Source organism: Hyunsoonleella rubra (genome assembly GCF_042684665.1).
Classification (GTDB): Bacteria; Bacteroidota; Bacteroidia; order Flavobacteriales; family Flavobacteriaceae; genus Jejuia; species Jejuia rubra.
On sequence record NZ_JBHULY010000039.1, the window covers coordinates 285,875 to 305,013 of the forward strand.

Below are 19,139 nucleotides of genomic sequence, written 5' to 3' on the forward strand. Positions count from 1 at the left end.
TAAGAGGCTTTAATAACTTTGGGCTGACTAAACTAATTAAGCTATGTTAGATTACATTCGGATAGACGGCAACTCGATGGTGCCAAAATATATTCAGATTATCAATTCTATAATTGATAACGTATCCTCGGGAAACATTAAGATTGGAGATAAAATACCATCTATAAATACTTTAAGCCAAGAATTTTATCTATCGAGAGATACCGTAGAGCGGGCTTACAATATTTTAAAGAAAAAAAATGTTGTGGTTTCCGTTCGTGGCAGAGGGACCTATATAGCTCAAGCTGATTTAGTGAGAGATAAAAAAATATTGTTTTTGGTAAACAAACTGAGTCCATATAAAATGAAAGTTTATAAGGCGTTTGTGGATGCTATAGGGGAAAACTGTCAAGTGGATATACACAGCTTTCATTGTGACCAAGCACTATTTGTAGAGTTAATGAGTAAGTACAAATCTGCCTATGATTACTTTGTGATTTTGCCCCATTTTAGAACCGAAAACTTATCGTACACTGGTTTTACCGAAGAAGTAAGTAGTGTTATTAAAAGCATCCCAAATGAAAAGCTAGTTTTATTGGATAATAACAATCATCAACTACCAGGTGATTTTATTGAGGTATATCAAGATTTTGAAAATGATATATTAAAAGCTTTGGAAACGGGTCATGAAAAAATTTCTAAATATGATAAGCTGAACTTAGTTTGCCCGAGGAAAACATTCTACCCATATCCTACGAAAATTTTGCATGGTTTCATGAAATACTGCTCTTTTAATAATTTTGACTTTGAAATACTCGAGGAAATTTCAATGGAATTTGAGGTAGCTCCAAAGAATCTTTATATCACAATTGAAGAAGAAGATCTTGTAAAAGTCATTTCTCGAATTAGAAAAAATGGTTTTAAGTTGGGGTCGGACGTTGGAGTAATATCTTATAATGATGCGCCACTAAAACAAGTGTCCAATATCACGGTTATTACTACAGATTTTGAGGATATTGGAATCAGGGCTGCAAAAATGATTTTAGAAAGTAGAATAGAAAAGGAAAAAGTAGCCTTTAGGTTTATTGATAGAGGGTCTGCTTAAGCCTTGGTTATTTAGAACATAAAGGAAGTCTTTTCAGGCTTCCTTTTCTTTTTTCATGAAATTTATAAGTCTTATATTATATTTGATAAACCCTCCTTCAGGTATGTTGAAAAATAGGGAGAGCTAATACATCATATTTATTTGGAAACGAAGTAAAGGATTAAATCAAAATTTTATGGACAAGAGCTTATATACCATTCTTTTTTTAGTTTATATAAGTTTTTTCAATGCTCAAAATACTAGTTTTTTCTTTGACAAGCTTACTACTGGTGATGGCCTGTCAAATAATTCCGTGGAGGCTATTACACAGGATAGGTTAGGACAAATATGGTTTGCTACTAATAATGGTTTAAACAAATATAACGGCAAAGACTTTACTGTTTATAGAAATGACCACAGAAACAAACAGAGTCTAAGCAATAATGAGATTTTAAACATATTAGAAGACAGGGACGGCTTTGTTTGGGTAGGGACGATTAATGGCTTGAACAAATATAACCCAGAGACCAATACGTTTAGGAGGTACTACAGGAAATCGTCGGGCACTAAATCCTTGAGCAGTAACTTGATCATGAGCAGCCTGGACATGAAGAATGGGAGTATTTGGTTTGGGACCGGAAATGGGGTTTCAATTTACAATAAAAGAAAGGGGCATTTTATAAGATTTTTGCAGGCTAAAAATGGAGAAAAGCCTAAAGTAGTAAAACACATTTATTTGGACTCCAATAAGCATATATGGCTATCAACAAACAACGGTATATTTAAGATAGAAAGAACCAAAGAAAATAAATTCATTACCAAGGCATATAATTTAACTCCAGATAGTACGAATTTTTTCGTGAATAGCATTTTGGAGGTGAGTCCAGGAGTTTTGGGTCTTGCTACAAGGTTTAATGGGTATATTTTATTTGATACCAGAACAGAAGCCTTTTATTACCCTAAAACCATAGATTTACCTAAGACTATTGACGTCAGGGATTTAGAGCGGGATGATTTTGGAAATTTATGGATTGCCACAACAACTGGATTGTTTATTATCACAAGCTCCGGAGAGGTTGTTGCTTTGATGGAGAATAAAAGCGTAAATACATCAATTAGCCAAAATTCGATAAGAAATCTTTTTAAGGATAAGAACGGAAGTATTTGGTTGGCAACACAAAATAGGGGAGTCTGTATTTGGGATAAATCAAATCAAAACTTCATGCATTTTTACAATGGCAAGATTAACAATAACATAGCTAGAAGTATCGTTGCCGACGAAAAGGGCAATATTTATTTTGGAACAGATGGAGGTAGCGTAAATGTAATGAATAATGAGGGTCTTGTGTATGAGCTTTTTAAAGTTCAGAACCGTGAAAAATCTTTAGTCTACGGTATTCAATCTATGTTATATGTAAAACCTGACTTGCTGTGGGTGGGGACCATGAATAACGGTGTTTTTGTATATGACTTAAATAAAAAAACTCTCAGAAGAGACTTGATTTCCAAAGAATTAAGTAAATGCGTTGAAAAAACAGGTGTGTATGATATAAAGGTGGATAACCAATCTAATATATGGTTTGGCACTTTTGGAAAAGGACTCATAAAATATGGTTTAGCGAATAAAGAAGTAACATTATTCTCTAAGCCTGAATTAACCACAAACATAGCCAAGTCCATACATATTGATAACAACGGTACGGTTTATACAGGAGGTGTTGGTGGGGTAAACATTTTAAAAGAAAATGCAGTTAAAACCTATAATTTTTCAACTTATTTTGATAAAAACCCTTATTTGAGTTTTAACATCCACTCTGTTTATAAGGATTCTAGTGGTACCGTTTGGGCAGGCACTAATACAAGAGGCCTGTACAAGTTTACTGGCAAGGATTTTAAAAAAGTATTTCTTTCAGTTAAAAATAGGGTTTCAGCCGTTTATAAAATATTGGAAGATGAAAAGAATATTCTGTGGTTAAGCACCGATAAGGGCATAGTACGGTATAACCCCAAAAGGAGAACAGCTATTGTTTATGAAGAAGAAAGTATCGTCGAGAGCAACGATTTCATGCCCAACTCGGGCACAAATATTAAAAATTGGTTCTATTTTGGAGACCTAAAAGGGGTAACCACATTTAATTCAAAACAAATTGTACAATCCAAGAAGGTGTCAAAAGTTTTGTTATCAGACTTAAAAATAAGAAATCAATCCGTTCAAGTGGGTGATAGTAGCCGTATTTTGCCCAAGGGATTAAACTATATGAATGTCATAGAATTAGATCATAATAATTCTAATTTCTCAATAAGCTATGCATTGCCCAATTATGTAAGCCCAAAAAGTAATATCTATGCTTATAGGCTAAAGGGGCTGGACGAGGAGTGGATTTATACCAAGCAAACCGAAGCATCATTTACAATACAAAACCCCGGTAGTTATGTTTTTGAAGTAAAGGGCGCCAATTATAATGATCAATGGAATAGGAAGCCCACCAGTTTAGAGATAGTGGTAAAACCAGCCCCTTGGAAGACCCGGTGGGCCTATACCATTTATTTCCTGTTATTTTTCGGAATCGTATTTGGAATCGTTTGGATGCTACAATCGAAATCCCGCTTACAACAGAAATTAAAATTAGAATACATTGAGAATAAACGAAAAGAGGAGATGAATCAGGCAAAGCTTAGATTTTTCACAAATATTTCTCATGAATTTAGGACCCCTCTAACCCTAATTTTAGGTCCACTACAAAGTATTTTAAATGATTATTCTGGCCCAAGTTCCATTTATAAAAAGCTAAGGATTGTTGACGGTAGTGCCAATCATTTGCTACGTCTAATTAATAGGTTAATGGATTTTAGAAAATTAGAAAGTAACCAATTAAAACTAGAGACAGCCGAAGGAAATATTGTTAAGTTCTTACAGGAAATATTTTTGTCTTTTTCAGAATATGCCAAAGATGGAAAATACAACTACAGCTTCAATACTTCCCATGAAGAAATATTTGCTTTTTATGATAGATATAAACTAGAAAGGGTATTCTACAATTTAATCTCAAATGCTTTTAAATATACAAAGCACGGCGGGGACATCAGTATAAATATCAATAGGACGGATAGTGATGTTGTAATACAAGTGAAGGATTCCGGTATAGGGGTGCCCGAGGAATTTTTGGATAAAATTTTTGATCGTTTTTTTGAAGTTCCAAATTCCAGCGAAACGAACAAGGATTTTAATAAAGGTACGGGCATAGGGCTATCAATTGCCAGTAGCATTGTCAAATTACATAAAGGAGAGATTAAAGTTAATAATATAAAACCGCAAGGGGCTGTTTTCACTGTAAAATTAAAGCTCGGTAAAGCTCATCTGGCTGAAAGCGAAATATTAAAGAATTTTAAAATGAGTGATGACGTATCCCAGTACGCCACTCAAATTAGTATTTCAGATATAGAAATGAATGCTAACACCCCTGAAGACTTGATGATTGAGGAGAAGAAACATACAATTCTTGTTGCCGAGGACAACACTGTTCTAAGGTCATTTATAAAAGAAATTCTAAAGCCAAAATATAACGTCATACAGGCCGAGAATGGAAAGGTAGCCTTGCAAAAAGCTATAGAGCACTCCCCAGATTTAATTATTAGTGATGTTATGATGCCCGAGATGGTTGGCACCGAGCTTTGTTCTAAAATAAAGACAACCCTGGCCACAAGCCATATTCCGGTAATCCTATTGACGTCCCGCTCTGCTCTAGTTTATAAATTTGAAGGTCTTGAAAGTGGGGCTGATGACTACATAAGTAAACCCTTTAACCTCAAGGAATTTGGTCTTAAAATCCAGAATTTACTGGAGTTTAAAGAACGTTTGAAGGGCAAATTTTCATCAGATAAAGATTTTGAAACTCTAGATGTCTCCCTAACATCTTTGGACCAACAGTTTTTTGATAAAGCCTTGGCAGTAGTAAAAAATAATATCTCAAACCAGGATTTTAACATCGCTCACTTCTGTGAAGAACTGGGAGTAAGCCGTTCAATGCTTTTTACGAAAATAAAAGCCTGGACTAATTCAACCCCAAACGATTTTATTCAAGATGTACGATTGAATCAGGCGGCCAAATTACTAGAGCTAAACAGATTAAATATTGCTGAGATTTCTTATGAAGTCGGTTTTAAACGGCCAAAATACTTTAGTCAACGTTTTCAAAAAAAGTTTGGCTTGACTCCTTCAGAATTTTCGAAGAAATTTAATGGAACTTTCAAGTAATTGTAATACTAAAACAAGGTGCTCTTGGGGAAAAATACATGGAATTGTAAGCATTAAAACAAGGGACGTTTTTATATTACATAAAATGTCTTTAATTTGAAAGGTTTTCCCAAAACCACAGGACACCTCAGGATTAGATTTACCCCTTAATAGGTTAAGTTTGTTTTTATAGAATATCACAAGAAAAACCAACTAATTCAAAATGAAAAAAGTATCAAAGCCTTCAAAAATTTATACCCTAGTCAGTGTCCTTTTCTGGATTATTTCAGTATCCTGTGGTACTCAGCAAACAGAAACTTTAAGTGTAAATTTTAACGATAATTGGCTTTTTGTCCTAGACGAAGATAAAGCAGAGTTCTCTCAAGAACAACTTGATGATAGCGCATGGACTACTCTAGATTTACCTCATGATTGGTCGTTCGAAAAAGGTGTTAGAAAAGGAGGTGATCAAGGTCAAGGTGGTGGTTATCACGATGGCGGAATTGGTTGGTATCGTAAGTACTTCAGCGTTTCAAAAGAAAGCTTATCAAATGTAACTTACATCAATTTTGATGGAGTATATATGAATAGCGAGGTTTGGGTAAATGGTAACCGTCTTGGTAAAAGACCTTATGGGTACATTAGTTTTCGATACGATATTTCAAAACATTTAAAAGAAGGACAAAATACCATTGCGGTTCGTGTAGACAATAGTTTAGAACCCTCGGCCCGTTGGTATCACCCCTGTGGTATTTATGCAGGCGTCTCTTTAATTGAAAAGAACCCAACACACATTGAGCTTAATAGTATTTTTATTACTACGCCTAGTATTGCAGAAGATAAAGCTTCTGTAAATGTGAAGTTTAATATAGTAAGTGTATCTGATAATTTAGAAAGTAAAATTACAATTCTGGCGTCAGATGGTACTGTTTTAACTTCTGCAACAAGTGGTGTTGAAGCATCAAAATCAGAAACAAATTTAGAGGTGGAAACTCCTAAGTTGTGGAGCCCAGAAAGTCCAACATTGTACAAGGCAGTTACCCAAATACTGAAAGGTGATGAGGTTTTAGATGAAACAACTACCACATTTGGTTTTAAAACTGTAGAATGGAAAACCGAAACAGGTTTTTGGTTAAACGGTGAAAACGTCAAACTAAAAGGTACTTGTGAGCATTGGGAAGGCGGGCCCGTTGGTGGTGCTTGGACGAAGCCAATGCTACGTTGGAAGTTAAAGTTGCTTAAAGGAATGGGTATTAATGCTATTCGTCCGTCTCATAATCCAGCACCACCAATGTTTTATGATATCTGTGATGAAATTGGCCTGTTAGTCATGGATGAAATTTTTGATGGTTGGCATAAAAAAGCCCCTCAAGATTATGGGAAGCAAGCCTTTGATGAATGGTGGCAACGCGATGTTGAAGAGTGGATTACCAGAGACCGTAACCACCCAAGTATTTTTGTGTGGAGTTTAGGTAACGAAACCCATAGTGATGTTGCACCAGAAATGGTTAAGTTTGGTAAAAATTTAGACTCAACACGATTATTCACATCAGGTGCAGGAAACCCAGAGGATATGGATATTCAGGGGGTTAATGGCGGTTCTGAAACTAAATCGTTTATTGAGAATAATAAATTAACCAAACCATTTATCTCTACTGAAGCGCCTCACACTTGGCAAACCAGAGGGTATTACCGTACCCAAACATGGTGGCGCGATAATGAGTTACCAGGAACATACGAATTGCCTAATCTTACAGAAAAAGAAATCTTCTTTTACGAAGGTTTGAATCCTAAAGATTGGAGAAATAGGAAACAACGCTTTAACTCATCGTATGATAATGCTACGGTACGCGTTTCAGCAAGAAAATATTGGGAAGTCATGCGTGATACGCCATGGCATAGTGGGCATTTTCGCTGGACAGGTTTCGATTATTACGGTGAGGCAGGTTTGGTACACGGTGGTCTGCCTTTTAACCTATTCATGGGTGGTGCTATTGATGTGGCTGGTTTTGAAAAGGATTTATATCATTTTTATAGAAGTCAGTGGACTGAAGAACCAATGATTCACATGCTTCCACATTGGACGCACCCACGCATGGAAAAAGGAACCAAAATACCGGTTTGGGTCTATTCAAATACAGATGAGGTAGAACTCTTACTAAACGGCAAATCCTTAGGAAAAGACAAACCGGGAACCGTTTGGAACGAAATGCAATGTGAGTGGTTAGTGCCTTATGAAGAAGGAACCATTGAGGCAGTTGGTTATATTGATGGAAAAGAAGTGAATAGAACGTCTTTTTCAACCGCAAAACAACCATCTACTTTACAAAATACAGTAATTAAGTTGGAGGCAGAAGGCGATTTTAGGGCAAGTTATATTCTAACTTCAGAAGGAATGGATGTCAACGATAATTTGAATCCTTATGCAGAAAATAGGGTGTATTATAACATCGTTGGTGACGTGGATAAAGTGTCTATGGAAAACGGAAATCCAATAGACCCTACCAGCAGAACAAAAGCCGATTATAGAAGTATGTTCTTCGGAAAGACTAGATTGTTTTTAGAAGAAGCTCAAAATGCAAAAGAGGCCTCTATAATTGTTGGTTCCATTTTAGGGGATAAAGCCTTATATGTCTCAGATGACATTGCTATTGATGTGCAATCTGTATCGTTGTTTGGAAATGATGCTTCCAATGATTTTGAGGTGCTTTATACGATAGATGGTAAAAACCCTGAAACAGATGGTCTAGCCTATACCAAGCCTTTTAAAGTTGAAGACGGTACTACCGTAAAGGCTATAGTGAAACAAAATGGAGCTCTTGTTTTAACTATGGAAGAAACTTTTGGTGAAAATGAAGGCTTATTTTGGGGTGATGAACATTCCGCTGATATGTGGATTGGTAGAGGTGTTAATATTTCTGCCGAAGATGGTATTTTAACAGGCTCAGCAAAACCGAGCAGAGGTGCACGTCGTTTTAAAGGAACTGGTTTTGTGGATTTTAAAGGAGGTGAAGGTTCAATTACTTGGTATCAAGAAAATGATGGTGAACCAGGAGATTATAGCATTCGCTTTAGATATATGCACAATAATGAGGGGAAATTACACCCTATGAAGCTCTATGTGAATGATGAATATGTTAGGAATATAGAGTTCAAAGCAACAGGTGGTTGGGAAAAAGAATGGAAGTTTGTACCCACCATTATTGTACTGCAATCTGGAGCTAATAATATCAAATTAGAAACCACAGGAGAGAGCGCACCTTATATTGATGAGTTGTTTATTGATTAATGTTCAATTTCAATAGAAATTAACTTTAAGAATCATTCTTTTGAAAGACAGTTACTCATAAACCATAAAAAAAGAATGCTAATCATCCAAAAGAATGAAAAAAATAGTAGTATTATTAAGTCTTGTAATTTCAATTTTAACTTCTTGCCAAAATCAGAAAGTTAAGAGTGTTTTAGAAAAAGACGTCAATCTTGAAGAAGGATTTAAAAACCCACCAAACCAAGCCAAAGCCAGAACCTGGTGGCATTGGATAAGTGGTAATGTTTCAAAATCGGGCATCACCAAAGATTTAGAAGCGATGAAAGCGGTTGGTATTCAAGAAGCACAATTGTTTAATGTGCATTTGGGTTTTCCACAAGGGCCTGTAAAATATTTAAGTGAAGAATGGCTAAATTTATTCAAATTTTCGGCAGAAGAAGCCAAACGATTAGGACTAGAATTGGCATTCCACAACAGCGCAGGTTGGTCGTCTTCTGGAGGACCTTGGGTTACTGAAGAACATGCGATGCAAACGGTTGTTTTTAGTGAACTTACAGTTGAAGGCGGAAAAACGATAACCAAAAAAATACCACGACCAGAAACCAAATTCGACTATTATAAAGACATAGCCGTTTTGGCATTTCCAAAACCAAAAGCAACAAAAAAGATAGATGGTTTAGATTATAAAATGCTATCTGAACGTGTTCGAAATCATTTACTACCCGATAGGAAAGGCATTTCAAATGAGGCTGTTATTTTAAAAGAAAACATTATCAATCTAACTTCAAAACTATCTGAAGATGGTGTTTTAAATTGGGAAGCACCTCAAGGTGATTGGGTTGTTTTACGATTAGGGCATACACCAATAGGTACGCAAAATCGTCCTGCACCTCCAGAAGCCAAAGGTTTAGAAGTGGATAAAATGAGTAAAACAGCAGTTGATGCCTATTGGAAAGGAGGTGTGCAACCTATAATTGATAAGTTAGGCGACTTAATAGGAACAACTGTTAACAATTGTTTGATTGATAGTTATGAAGTAGAAACTCAAAATTGGACTACAGGTTTTGATGCTCAGTTTGAGAATTTAAGAGGTTATGATTTAACGGCATATTTACCAACTTTAGCAGGGTACTATGTAGAAAGTGGAGAAGTTTCAGAACGATTTCTTTGGGATTTTAGAAGAACTATTGGCGATTTAATTGCCCAAAATTACTATGCGCATTTTGCCGAATTATGCCATAAAAACGGACTAAAATTCTCTGTAGAACCCTATTGGGGCCCTTTTGATAATATGCAAATTGGTGCTCAAGGCGATATTGTGATGTGTGAATTTTGGAGTGGTGGCTATCCGTTTTTCGATTCGCCAAAATTTGTATCGTCCATCGCACACTTAAATGGCAGTGCCATTGTGGGAGCAGAGTCTTTTACAGGTATTGGTGGTTGGGACAAACACCCAGCAAACCTAAAATCGATTGGAGATCGTGCATGGGCAGAAGGCATTACACGATTTATTTTTCATACCTATGTGCATCAACCTTGGGATGTAGCACCAGGTTTGGCATTAAGTTATCACGGTTTTGATTTTAACCGATTAAATACTTGGTGGAAACAAAGTAAGGGGTATATGGATTACCTAGCACGTTCACAATATCTTCTACAACAAGGTAAAAATGTGGCTGATGTTTTGGTATTTACAGGAGAATCATCACCCAATACAGGGTTTATAAAACCAGAAATTAAAGCCATGGGTTTTGATTATGATTTGATTGGCGCTAATAAATTAAAAGACTTAACCGTTAAAAACGGAACAATTTTCTCATCAGTTGGAAATGCGTATCAACTTTTGGTATTGCCAGAATCGGATTTTATAAAACCAGAAACTTTAGAAAAAATAAAAGCATTGGTAGATGGTGGCGCAACAGTTATTGGTAAAAAGCCATTGCAATCGCCAAGTTTGACCAACTATCCAAATTGTGATGAAAAAGTTACAGCTTATGTTGATGCATTGTGGGGAAGTCGTTTGGTTAAAGAAATTTCCATTGAAGAAGCTTTAAGCAATCAAATACCTGATTTTAAAATAGAAAGTAGTGATAATTCGGATTTGAGTTTCATCCACAGAAAAACAGCAAATGCTGATATTTATTTCATCGCCAATGCTAGAAAAGAAGCCAGAGAAATTACAGCACGTTTTCGAGTTTCAGGAAAACAACCTGAAATCTGGAACTCAGAAAAAGGCACTATCAAAGATGCAGTAGTCTTTAAAGACAATGAGGATGGAACAACAACTGTACCTTTACAATTAGGTTTGGAAGAGTCGGTTTTTATTGTTTTTAAAAAAACTGCAAATCCGAATCATTTAGAAGAAATTTCAACAGAACTCAAACCTTATCAAACAGAACCATTGTCTAATTTAGAAATTGTAAAAGCAGAGTACGGCACGTTTTTACAAGAAGGTTTAATAGATATTACTGACAAAGTAAATAAAGCTATAAAAGGTGGCAAATTAGACTTTAAAATGAGTAGGGCTTTTTGCGATTGTGACCCAGCAATGGGCTACAAAAAAGAATTTCGAATGGAATACCAAATAGGTGATACCAAAAAGCAGATTTATGCTGAAGAACGCGAGCATATTTATATTGGTGATGGAGATAAATCACTAAAAGTTTTAAAAGCTGTTTTTGGAAAATTTAAAGGGGAAACAACGGGTATTCCTCAATATTATAAAACTTTTGATGTTACCGATAAAATAAAAAAGGTAGTAAACTCGGGAACTTATGATATTTTGGTGTCTAATGAATTAATTGACAATCAAATTCCAGAAGGCGATAAAACCGTTTTAAAAATCAGCTATAAAACTGATGGAGAAGACCGCACTATGTTTATTCCGAAAGGGCAACTTTTAAAATTGTCTAAAGACATATCAAAACCAGTATTAGAATTTAAAAATGATGCCATAAGTTGGACTACACCTTATGCAGGAAAGATCAATTACACGTTAGCATCAGGAGAATCAAAAACCACAGAAGTGAAATCTGTTTCAAAACCAATGGAGCTATCAGGCGCTTGGGAAGTTTCTTTTCCAATAAATTCAGAAGCTTCAAAAAAAGAAACGTTTCCTAATTTGATTTCGTGGACCGATGTGCAAGACGAAGCGATTCAGCATTTTTCAGGAACAGCATCTTATAAAAAAGAGTTTGTGTTATCCAAAGAGATGATACAGCCGAATAAAAGTGTGACCTTAGATTTAGGAAGTGTATCCGTTATAGTAGAAGTCATAGTTAACGGCAATAATGTTGTATCTTTATGGAAAGCCCCTTTCAGAGTAAACATTGATGAATTTGTGAAAGAAGGGAAGAATACTTTAGAAGTTAAGGTGACCAATTTATGGCCCAATCGATTGATTGGTGACGAAAAACTAAAATTGGATTATCCAAGACAAGGCAAGCGTGCAAAACCGCTTCCAGATTGGTTATTAAATCATACAGAACGACCATCTAAAAGAACAACATTTGCCAGTTGGAATCACTATAATAAGAATGATGATCTGCTAAAGTCTGGTCTGCTAGGGCCTGTAAATCTTATATTTTTTGAAACCGTAAAACTAGAAAGTAATGATGAATAAATATTTGGTTATAAACTTGATGATTTGTTTTTGTTTGTTGAGTTGTGCCAATAAAGCCAAAGAACAAAAGACAATTGACGCGGGTAGCGAAATGGTAGATTATTTTGCTGATAATGGCTTCGGAAATGCGGTGGCCATTGTGCAACATCCATCAGGGGTATATCACAAAGGCGTTACTTACGTGGCTTACCAAGGTACATTGGAAGATCCTTATGTGGCTTCATACAATCATACTACCAAAGAATGGAAAGGCCCTTTTAAAGTAGGTGTTAGTGAAATGGGGAAAGATCCAAACCGTAAAAAGAAAATAGACAATCATGGGAAACCAGCTATTCTTATTGATGATGCTGACTATATTCATATTGCTTTTGGAGGTCATGGAGGAACCCCCGATGATGGTAAAAACCCATTAGGAAATCATCACTATGGAAAAAATTTACATGCGGTTTCTAAAAAGCCATTAGATATTTCAGAGTGGGAAACACTAGATAATATTTCATTGTTTGGAACTTATAGTCAGTTTATAAAAATGGATAATGGCGATATGTATTTGTTTTATCGTCATGGTGCACATAGAAGCAATTGGGTGTATCAAAAATCAACTGATAATGGTAAAACATTTGAGGAGCCAGTTTCCTTTTTAAAGCATAAAAGAAGAACAGAGATTGAAGCCGAAGATTCATGGTATCCATGGTTGAGTAAAGGTAATGGAGACGATATTATTGTAGCATTTGATTATCATATTTGTAGGGACAATAAAAATGCACAAGATGCACGTGGGCATATTCCAGAACGTCACAACCTCTATTATATGGTTTTTGATACAAAGACAGGGCAATGGAAAAATGTTAAAAATGAACTTTTAGAAATGCCTTTAACCAAAGAAATGGCTGATGAAAAAGCCTTGGTTAAGCAAATACCCAAAGATTGGACGTTTCAAGGTATAGCAGACGTTGACCCAAATGGCAATCCTCATGTTGGTGTTTTGGTTGGGCCTGACATAGGCGAAAAAAGAAGTGGCCCTAAACGTTTACAACTTTTTAGGTGGGATGGACAAGCGTGGTTACAAAGTGAGAATACAGATCTTCCCAGAGGTAATGGAGATTTAGAAGTAACATCAGCAAAAGAAATAAGCGTATATCTAGAACATGAAACTAATGGTGATGTTGGAGAAATAAGCCGATGGGATAGCTCCGATGGGGGAAAGACATTTAAAAAGAACACCGTTTTTTTAAAACGAGAACATTCTGGATTTGTGATATCTTCTCTTATAGATACTCCACATCCGGATGCTAGGATTATTGTAGGGGAAAAAATATCAGGGACTGATTTTAGAAACATGTATTTGTTAGGCGATAGTGGGCCAATACAACGCTTAAAAAATGAAGCTGAAGTTTTAAAAAAGAACAAAAAACAAAACAATTAAGTAACAACGATGAACAAATTGAACAAACTAGGTTATATTGTATTAGTGCTAATATGTTGCTCCTGTGGAAATAAAACCAAAACATCAGAAGCAAAAAAGCAAGAGTCTGATAAGACAAATCAAACACCAAACATTGTATTTATTCTTTCTGATGACCAATCATGGACAGATTATAGTTTTATGGGGGATGAAAATATAGAGACTCCAAGAATAGATCAATTTGCATCGGAAAGTTTAGCCTTTACACAATCTTACGTACCAACACCATTATGTTCGCCTTCTTTGGCAACAATCATTACAGGCTTATATCCCAAAGATCATGGCATTTTAGGAAATGATAAGGTCTACGACCGTGGAAACATACGAGGAAAGGAAAGAGCAGAAGCCTATAAACCTGTTATTTCTGCTTTTGAAAAACAAACCACACTTCCAGATATGCTTAAAGAAAAAGGCTATCTGTCGTTTCAAACGGGAAAGTGGTGGCATGGTAACCACAAAATTGGAGGTTTCGATTATGGTATGACACACGGAGATCCAGAGCGTGGTGGGAGACATGGTGATTATGGTTTAGAAATTGGAAGAAAAGGCTTAGATACGATTAATAGTTTTGTTGATTTATCATTAAAGGAAAAGAAACCGTTCTTTTTATGGTATGCGCCATTTTTGCCGCATAGACCTCATAATCCTCCGAAACGCTTATTCGAAAAGTATAAGAAGAAAACAGACTCAGAGCATTTAGCAAAGTATTGGGCGATGTGTGAGTGGTTTGATGAAACTTGCGGACAATTATTTGATATGTTTGAAGAAAAGGGCTTAACAGAAAATACACTATTCGTTTATGTATGCGATAATGGATGGGCTCAGAACCCTGAAAAAAGCGGGTATTTGAAGCACTCTAAACGCGCACCTTACGATATGGGTATTCGTACTCCAATAATGTACAAATGGAAAGGTAAGATTACACCTAAAATGGATGACAAAACCATTACAAGTAGTATAGATATGGTACCTACAGTACTTGATGTTTTGGGGATTGAAAAACCAGCAAACCTTCCAGGTGTTAGTGTATTAGATGAAAAATCATTAACTGAGCGCAAAGGAATTTTTGGAGAGGTATATGCACATGATTTTGATACGATTGAAAATAGTATGTACTACAATATGGCGATTTTCCCTCCCTATAAAATTATTGTTCCAGATCCTGTTAGAAAGAAAGATGAAGTGGTGCAGTTGTTTAATATTGAAAAAGACCCTTTTGAGAAAAACAATATTGCTAAAAACAATCCTCAAATAGTTGAAGAACTCAAAGAAAAAATAAAAGGGTTTAGAGCAAAATAATAGAACATTATGAAAAATACACACTTAATATTATTGCTACTATTAGCTTTTGTTTTCTCATGTAAAAACGAAAAAAAAGAAGTTGTAGAGGAAGAAACATCTCAACCAAATATATTATTTATAGCAGTAGATGATTTAAACAATTGGATTAGTCCAATTCAAAATTTTTCCAACGTCAAAACCCCAAATTTCGATAGGCTGGCAAATATGGGTGTAACGTTCACTAATGCCCATGTGCAAGCACCACTTTGTGGACCGTCAAGAGCTTCTTTAATGACGGGTTTGCGTCCATCAACCACAGGTATTTATGGGATGACACCCGATAACAAAATAAGAAGACCGGGTAATCCAGCCACAAAAGATATTACGTTTTTACCTGAATATTTTGAGCAAAATGGCTATCATACCATGGGTATTGGCAAGCTATTTCACATTCATGCTCCGGACAGTGTGTTTAACGAATCGGGTGGGCGCGTAAAAGGTTTTGGACCTTATCCCAAAAAACGTTTTGTTTGGGATGGTTTTGGAAAAGGCATTAGAGGGACTCATGGTAGAACCAGTACAGATTGGGGCGCTTTCCCTGAAAATGACACCTTAATGCCAGATCATGCTTCTGCAAATTGGGCAATAGAGCGTTTGCAAAGAGATTATGATAAACCTTTCTTTTTGGGCGTTGGATTTTTACGTGTGCATGTACCGTTATATGTACCTCAAAAATGGTTCGACTTGTATCCTTTAGAAGCCATTGAAACACCGCCTTACAAGTCTGATGATTTAAATGATATTCCCCCCGTTGGTATGAAAATTAACGATTTGCCTATGATGCCATCTACAGAATGGGCAAAAGAAAGTGGCGAGTGGAAAAAAATTGTACAGGCTTATTTGGCGTGTATGAGTTATGTAGATTATGAGTTAGGTCGTGTTTTAGATGCTTTAGAAAGTAGTAAACACGCTGATAATACAGTAATAGTATTGTGGTCTGACCACGGCTATCGCTTAGGTGAAAAAGGCACATTTGCAAAACACGCCCTTTGGGAAACCGCCACAAAAGCACCGTTGATGTTCGCAGGGCCAAATTTACCAAAAGGAAAGAAGATTGAAGCACCTGTAGAAATGTTATCTATTTATCCAACCTTACTGGAATTGAGCGGTTTGCCCGCTTACCAGCGTAATGAAGGCAGTAGTTTAGTGAGCATGATGCAGAATGATGAAGGTTTAAATGACGCACGAGCAATTACCACTTTTGGGATGAATAATCATGCCGTTAAAACAAATGGCTATAGATATATTCAATATGAAGATGGCAAAACAGAATTTTACGACCACAGCTTTGACCCTAATGAATGGACAAACGAAGCGGAAAATCCAAAGTACAAAGCTCAAATTGAAAAAATGAAAGCCTTGTTGCCTAAAGAAAACTCGAAATGGGATGCCGAATCAAATTATACCTTTCAACCTTATTTTGTAGAACAAAAAGCAAGGACTAGTAATAATTAAACACAACTAGTAAAAGGTTTATAATACTATAAATCTCTAAATTTTAAAATTTTTTCAATACACTCAGGATAGTTAATTGTTTAATTAATTTACAGTGATTTGTAGCAATAGTAGAATTTAATAAATATAGCTATGTGGTTTATCCATAATATGAAAAGTGTTTTCATCTTAGTATTTTTTACTTTTTTCTTTTCAAACACTAATGCTCAAGTTCAAGTTTCAACAGATTTTACGGATGATACGAAAAAAAACGAGCCTTTACACAATATATGGTCAGTCGCAAATAGAATAAGTCCAAAATTTGGGTCAAATGTACGTCCTGGACTTAAAATGAACACCATAAGAATGATAGGTGGTATTAAAAAAGTTGTAAATGGAGAAAATGTAAAAGACCTTGATTTTGATACTTGTTTGTATGATTCTATCAATAATATGTATGTATACAGATTTGAGCCTTTAATTGAAAGATTGAATAAAATCATCAATTCTCAAACAGAAATCTATCAAATTGTATTGGATCAGCCACCTTGGGCTTTTCAACACGGATATACATTTATTCCAGAAGGAACCAGGGATAACGTTAATTTTAGAGAAAACGAACAAATATCCACTTATGGAAATTCTTTACCACCAGCAGACAAAGTAGCATACCACGATTATATAAAAGCCTTAATGACCAGATTGGTTGATACTTATGGTGAAGAAAAAGTGTTGTCTTGGCGTTTTAGAGTGGGGTCTGAAATTGAAACTCCAGATCATTGGTATGGAACGAAACAAGATTTTATAGAGCATTTTGAAAATACTGAAAAAGCAGTAAGGGCTGTACTGCCAAACGCTGTTGTTGGCTTGCATACTAGAGCTCCAGATTTTTTATATAAAAACGGAACTGTATTGAACTACAAAGGAGAGCCTTTTGCTTCTTTTGCAGAAGATTTGATTGAATATTGTGCAGATAATAATGTACGATATGATTTTTGGGGCGTATCAAGTTACGTTGTTCTAGGAAATAGCAATTTGCGAAATATGAAAGGCAAATACGATAAACTATTTGCAGATTTAGTAAATCATCCAAAATGGAACTCTAGTGCAACTATAGATTTAATGGAGTACGCAACCGTAACCACTATGCAAGGTGCTGATGATAAAGGGCTTATTAATGCAGAAACGTCTCACGCAGAAATAGTTGAATTGTACTTTTCTAATATTTACTACAAAAATAAAGACCAAGGTTTAGATTTAATATACAGATGGGGAAATAGATTAGGTTCTGAAGACCCTCCAGCAATTAGTATTTTAAATTCCATGAATACTAAAACTCATTACGATACAACTGTTTCTGGTACACCAAATACAGTAACCAACGATATTGATGCCATTTTTGCTAAAAAAGAAGGTAGTACAGAATATGATGTGTTATTATATAATTACAATAACAGCTCGTTAAACTATAGAGATAGTGAAGTGGTAAGTCTTTCATTTAAGTCAGATTTACCTGAAGGGACACCACTTTATTATAGAAGTATAGCTTACAGTAAAGACAATAACAAACTTCAAAATTTCTTAATAGAAAATTCTGGTTTTGTAAAAAGTGGATTTGATGAAAAAGGTAGTCCAGATAGAACTTTAACAGAAGAAGGGTTTACGGCTTATGAAGCCTATGAAAACCCAAATCCGCATACTTATACAGAATGGCAAACTATTGAAACAATAGCCAGAACAGATGGTAAATCAGGTTCTGTAATTACTTTGAATACAGAAATCCCATCTTTTGCATTTGAAAAAATCGAATTTAAGACTAATACTAATTTGGTAACGGTATTAAATACGCCACAATACAAATGGACAACTAACGAAGATTTTGAACAATTTTCCACATCTCAAATGACATCTACAATAGCTGGAGGTATAATTAATATGTCTATTAATGGTAATTTCCCGAAACTTAGTTACGATACATCATTTAATGTTGATAATTTCGATAGGTTTAAGATTGATATTAAAAACGTAACAGATAGTGATCTTTTTTGGTTTGTTTGGTATAAGGATGGTGTAAAACATCAGCGTCGTTTTCGTCCAGGAATTAATGATACTTCCTTTAATACCTATACTGTAGATTTAAGTGCAGATGCAGATTGGAATGGCACCATTGATTCTTTTAATGTTGAGGTTGCTAACAGGTCAAGTTTGGGCGGTACAGTAGAAATTAATAGTATGGAATTAATGCTTAAAGCTGGAATTGAAGAGCATACCATAGCAACCAATATCACTGAAGGTTTTGGTGTAGTTTCTCCTTCTGGCGGTACTGTTTTTACAGGTAATGAAGTTACGTTTAATGCTTATCCTGATGCAGGTTGGGAATTTCAAGGTTGGTCTGGAGATATTTCAAGTACAGAAAACCCGCTAACGATAACGGTTAATTCAGACTTAAGTATAAATGCAACATTTGTAGAAGATGCTTTATCAGTAAACAAAAATCAACTAAGTCAAGATTTTATACTTTACCCAAATCCGAGTTCTCAAGGAATTTTTACGATAACAGGACTGCTGGTTGATGAAAAATGGGAAGTATTTACAATTACTGGAGTTAAGGTTTTATCTGGAAGAGGTCGGTTAATAGATATTTCTAATTTCTCAAAAGGATTGTACATTTTAAAAATTAGAAATTCATCTAAAAAACTGCTATTTAATTAA

The 19,139-nt window shown here is 35.4% G+C and carries 8 protein-coding genes; all 8 read left to right on the forward strand.

Annotated features, from left to right (window positions below; genetic code table 11):
- The first annotated feature begins 43 nt into the window (after nt 1-43).
- The 8 genes from ACFSR8_RS15660 (at nt 44) to ACFSR8_RS15695 (ending at nt 19,139) form a co-directional block, all read left to right on the forward strand.
- A complete protein-coding gene (locus ACFSR8_RS15660) occupies nt 44-1,084 on the forward strand; it encodes a GntR family transcriptional regulator (protein ID WP_380293740.1) in 1,041 nt (346 codons plus the stop codon).
- A gap of 175 nt (nt 1,085-1,259) precedes the next feature.
- Nucleotides 1,260-5,318 (forward strand): two-component regulator propeller domain-containing protein, encoded by a 4,059-nt coding sequence (locus ACFSR8_RS15665; RefSeq protein ID WP_380293742.1) that lies wholly within the window; start codon nt 1,260-1,262, stop codon nt 5,316-5,318.
- Nucleotides 5,319-5,520: 202 nt separating this feature from the next.
- Nucleotides 5,521-8,586, forward strand: coding sequence for a glycoside hydrolase family 2 TIM barrel-domain containing protein (locus ACFSR8_RS15670; RefSeq protein ID WP_380293744.1), 3,066 nt, complete (start codon nt 5,521-5,523; stop codon nt 8,584-8,586).
- 94 nt (nt 8,587-8,680) lie between these two features.
- Nucleotides 8,681-12,187 carry a glycosyl hydrolase gene (locus ACFSR8_RS15675; RefSeq protein ID WP_380293746.1) on the forward strand — a complete coding sequence of 1,169 codons (3,507 nt, stop codon included), beginning with the start codon at nt 8,681-8,683 and terminating at the stop codon, nt 12,185-12,187.
- Nucleotides 12,177-13,613 carry a BNR-4 repeat-containing protein gene (locus tag ACFSR8_RS15680; protein ID WP_380293748.1) on the forward strand — a complete coding sequence of 479 codons (1,437 nt, stop codon included), beginning with the start codon at nt 12,177-12,179 and terminating at the stop codon, nt 13,611-13,613. The genes ACFSR8_RS15675 and ACFSR8_RS15680 overlap by 11 nt, the downstream gene beginning before the upstream one ends.
- A gap of 9 nt (nt 13,614-13,622) precedes the next feature.
- The gene (locus tag ACFSR8_RS15685; RefSeq protein WP_380293750.1) at nt 13,623-14,951 is read left to right on the forward strand and encodes a sulfatase family protein; all 1,329 of its coding nucleotides are present in this window, start codon (nt 13,623-13,625) and stop codon (nt 14,949-14,951) included.
- 9 nt (nt 14,952-14,960) lie between these two features.
- Nucleotides 14,961-16,448 (forward strand): sulfatase, encoded by a 1,488-nt coding sequence (locus ACFSR8_RS15690; RefSeq protein WP_380293752.1) that lies wholly within the window; start codon nt 14,961-14,963, stop codon nt 16,446-16,448.
- A gap of 330 nt (nt 16,449-16,778) precedes the next feature.
- A complete protein-coding gene (locus tag ACFSR8_RS15695) occupies nt 16,779-19,139 on the forward strand; it encodes a GH39 family glycosyl hydrolase (RefSeq protein ID WP_380293754.1) in 2,361 nt (786 codons plus the stop codon).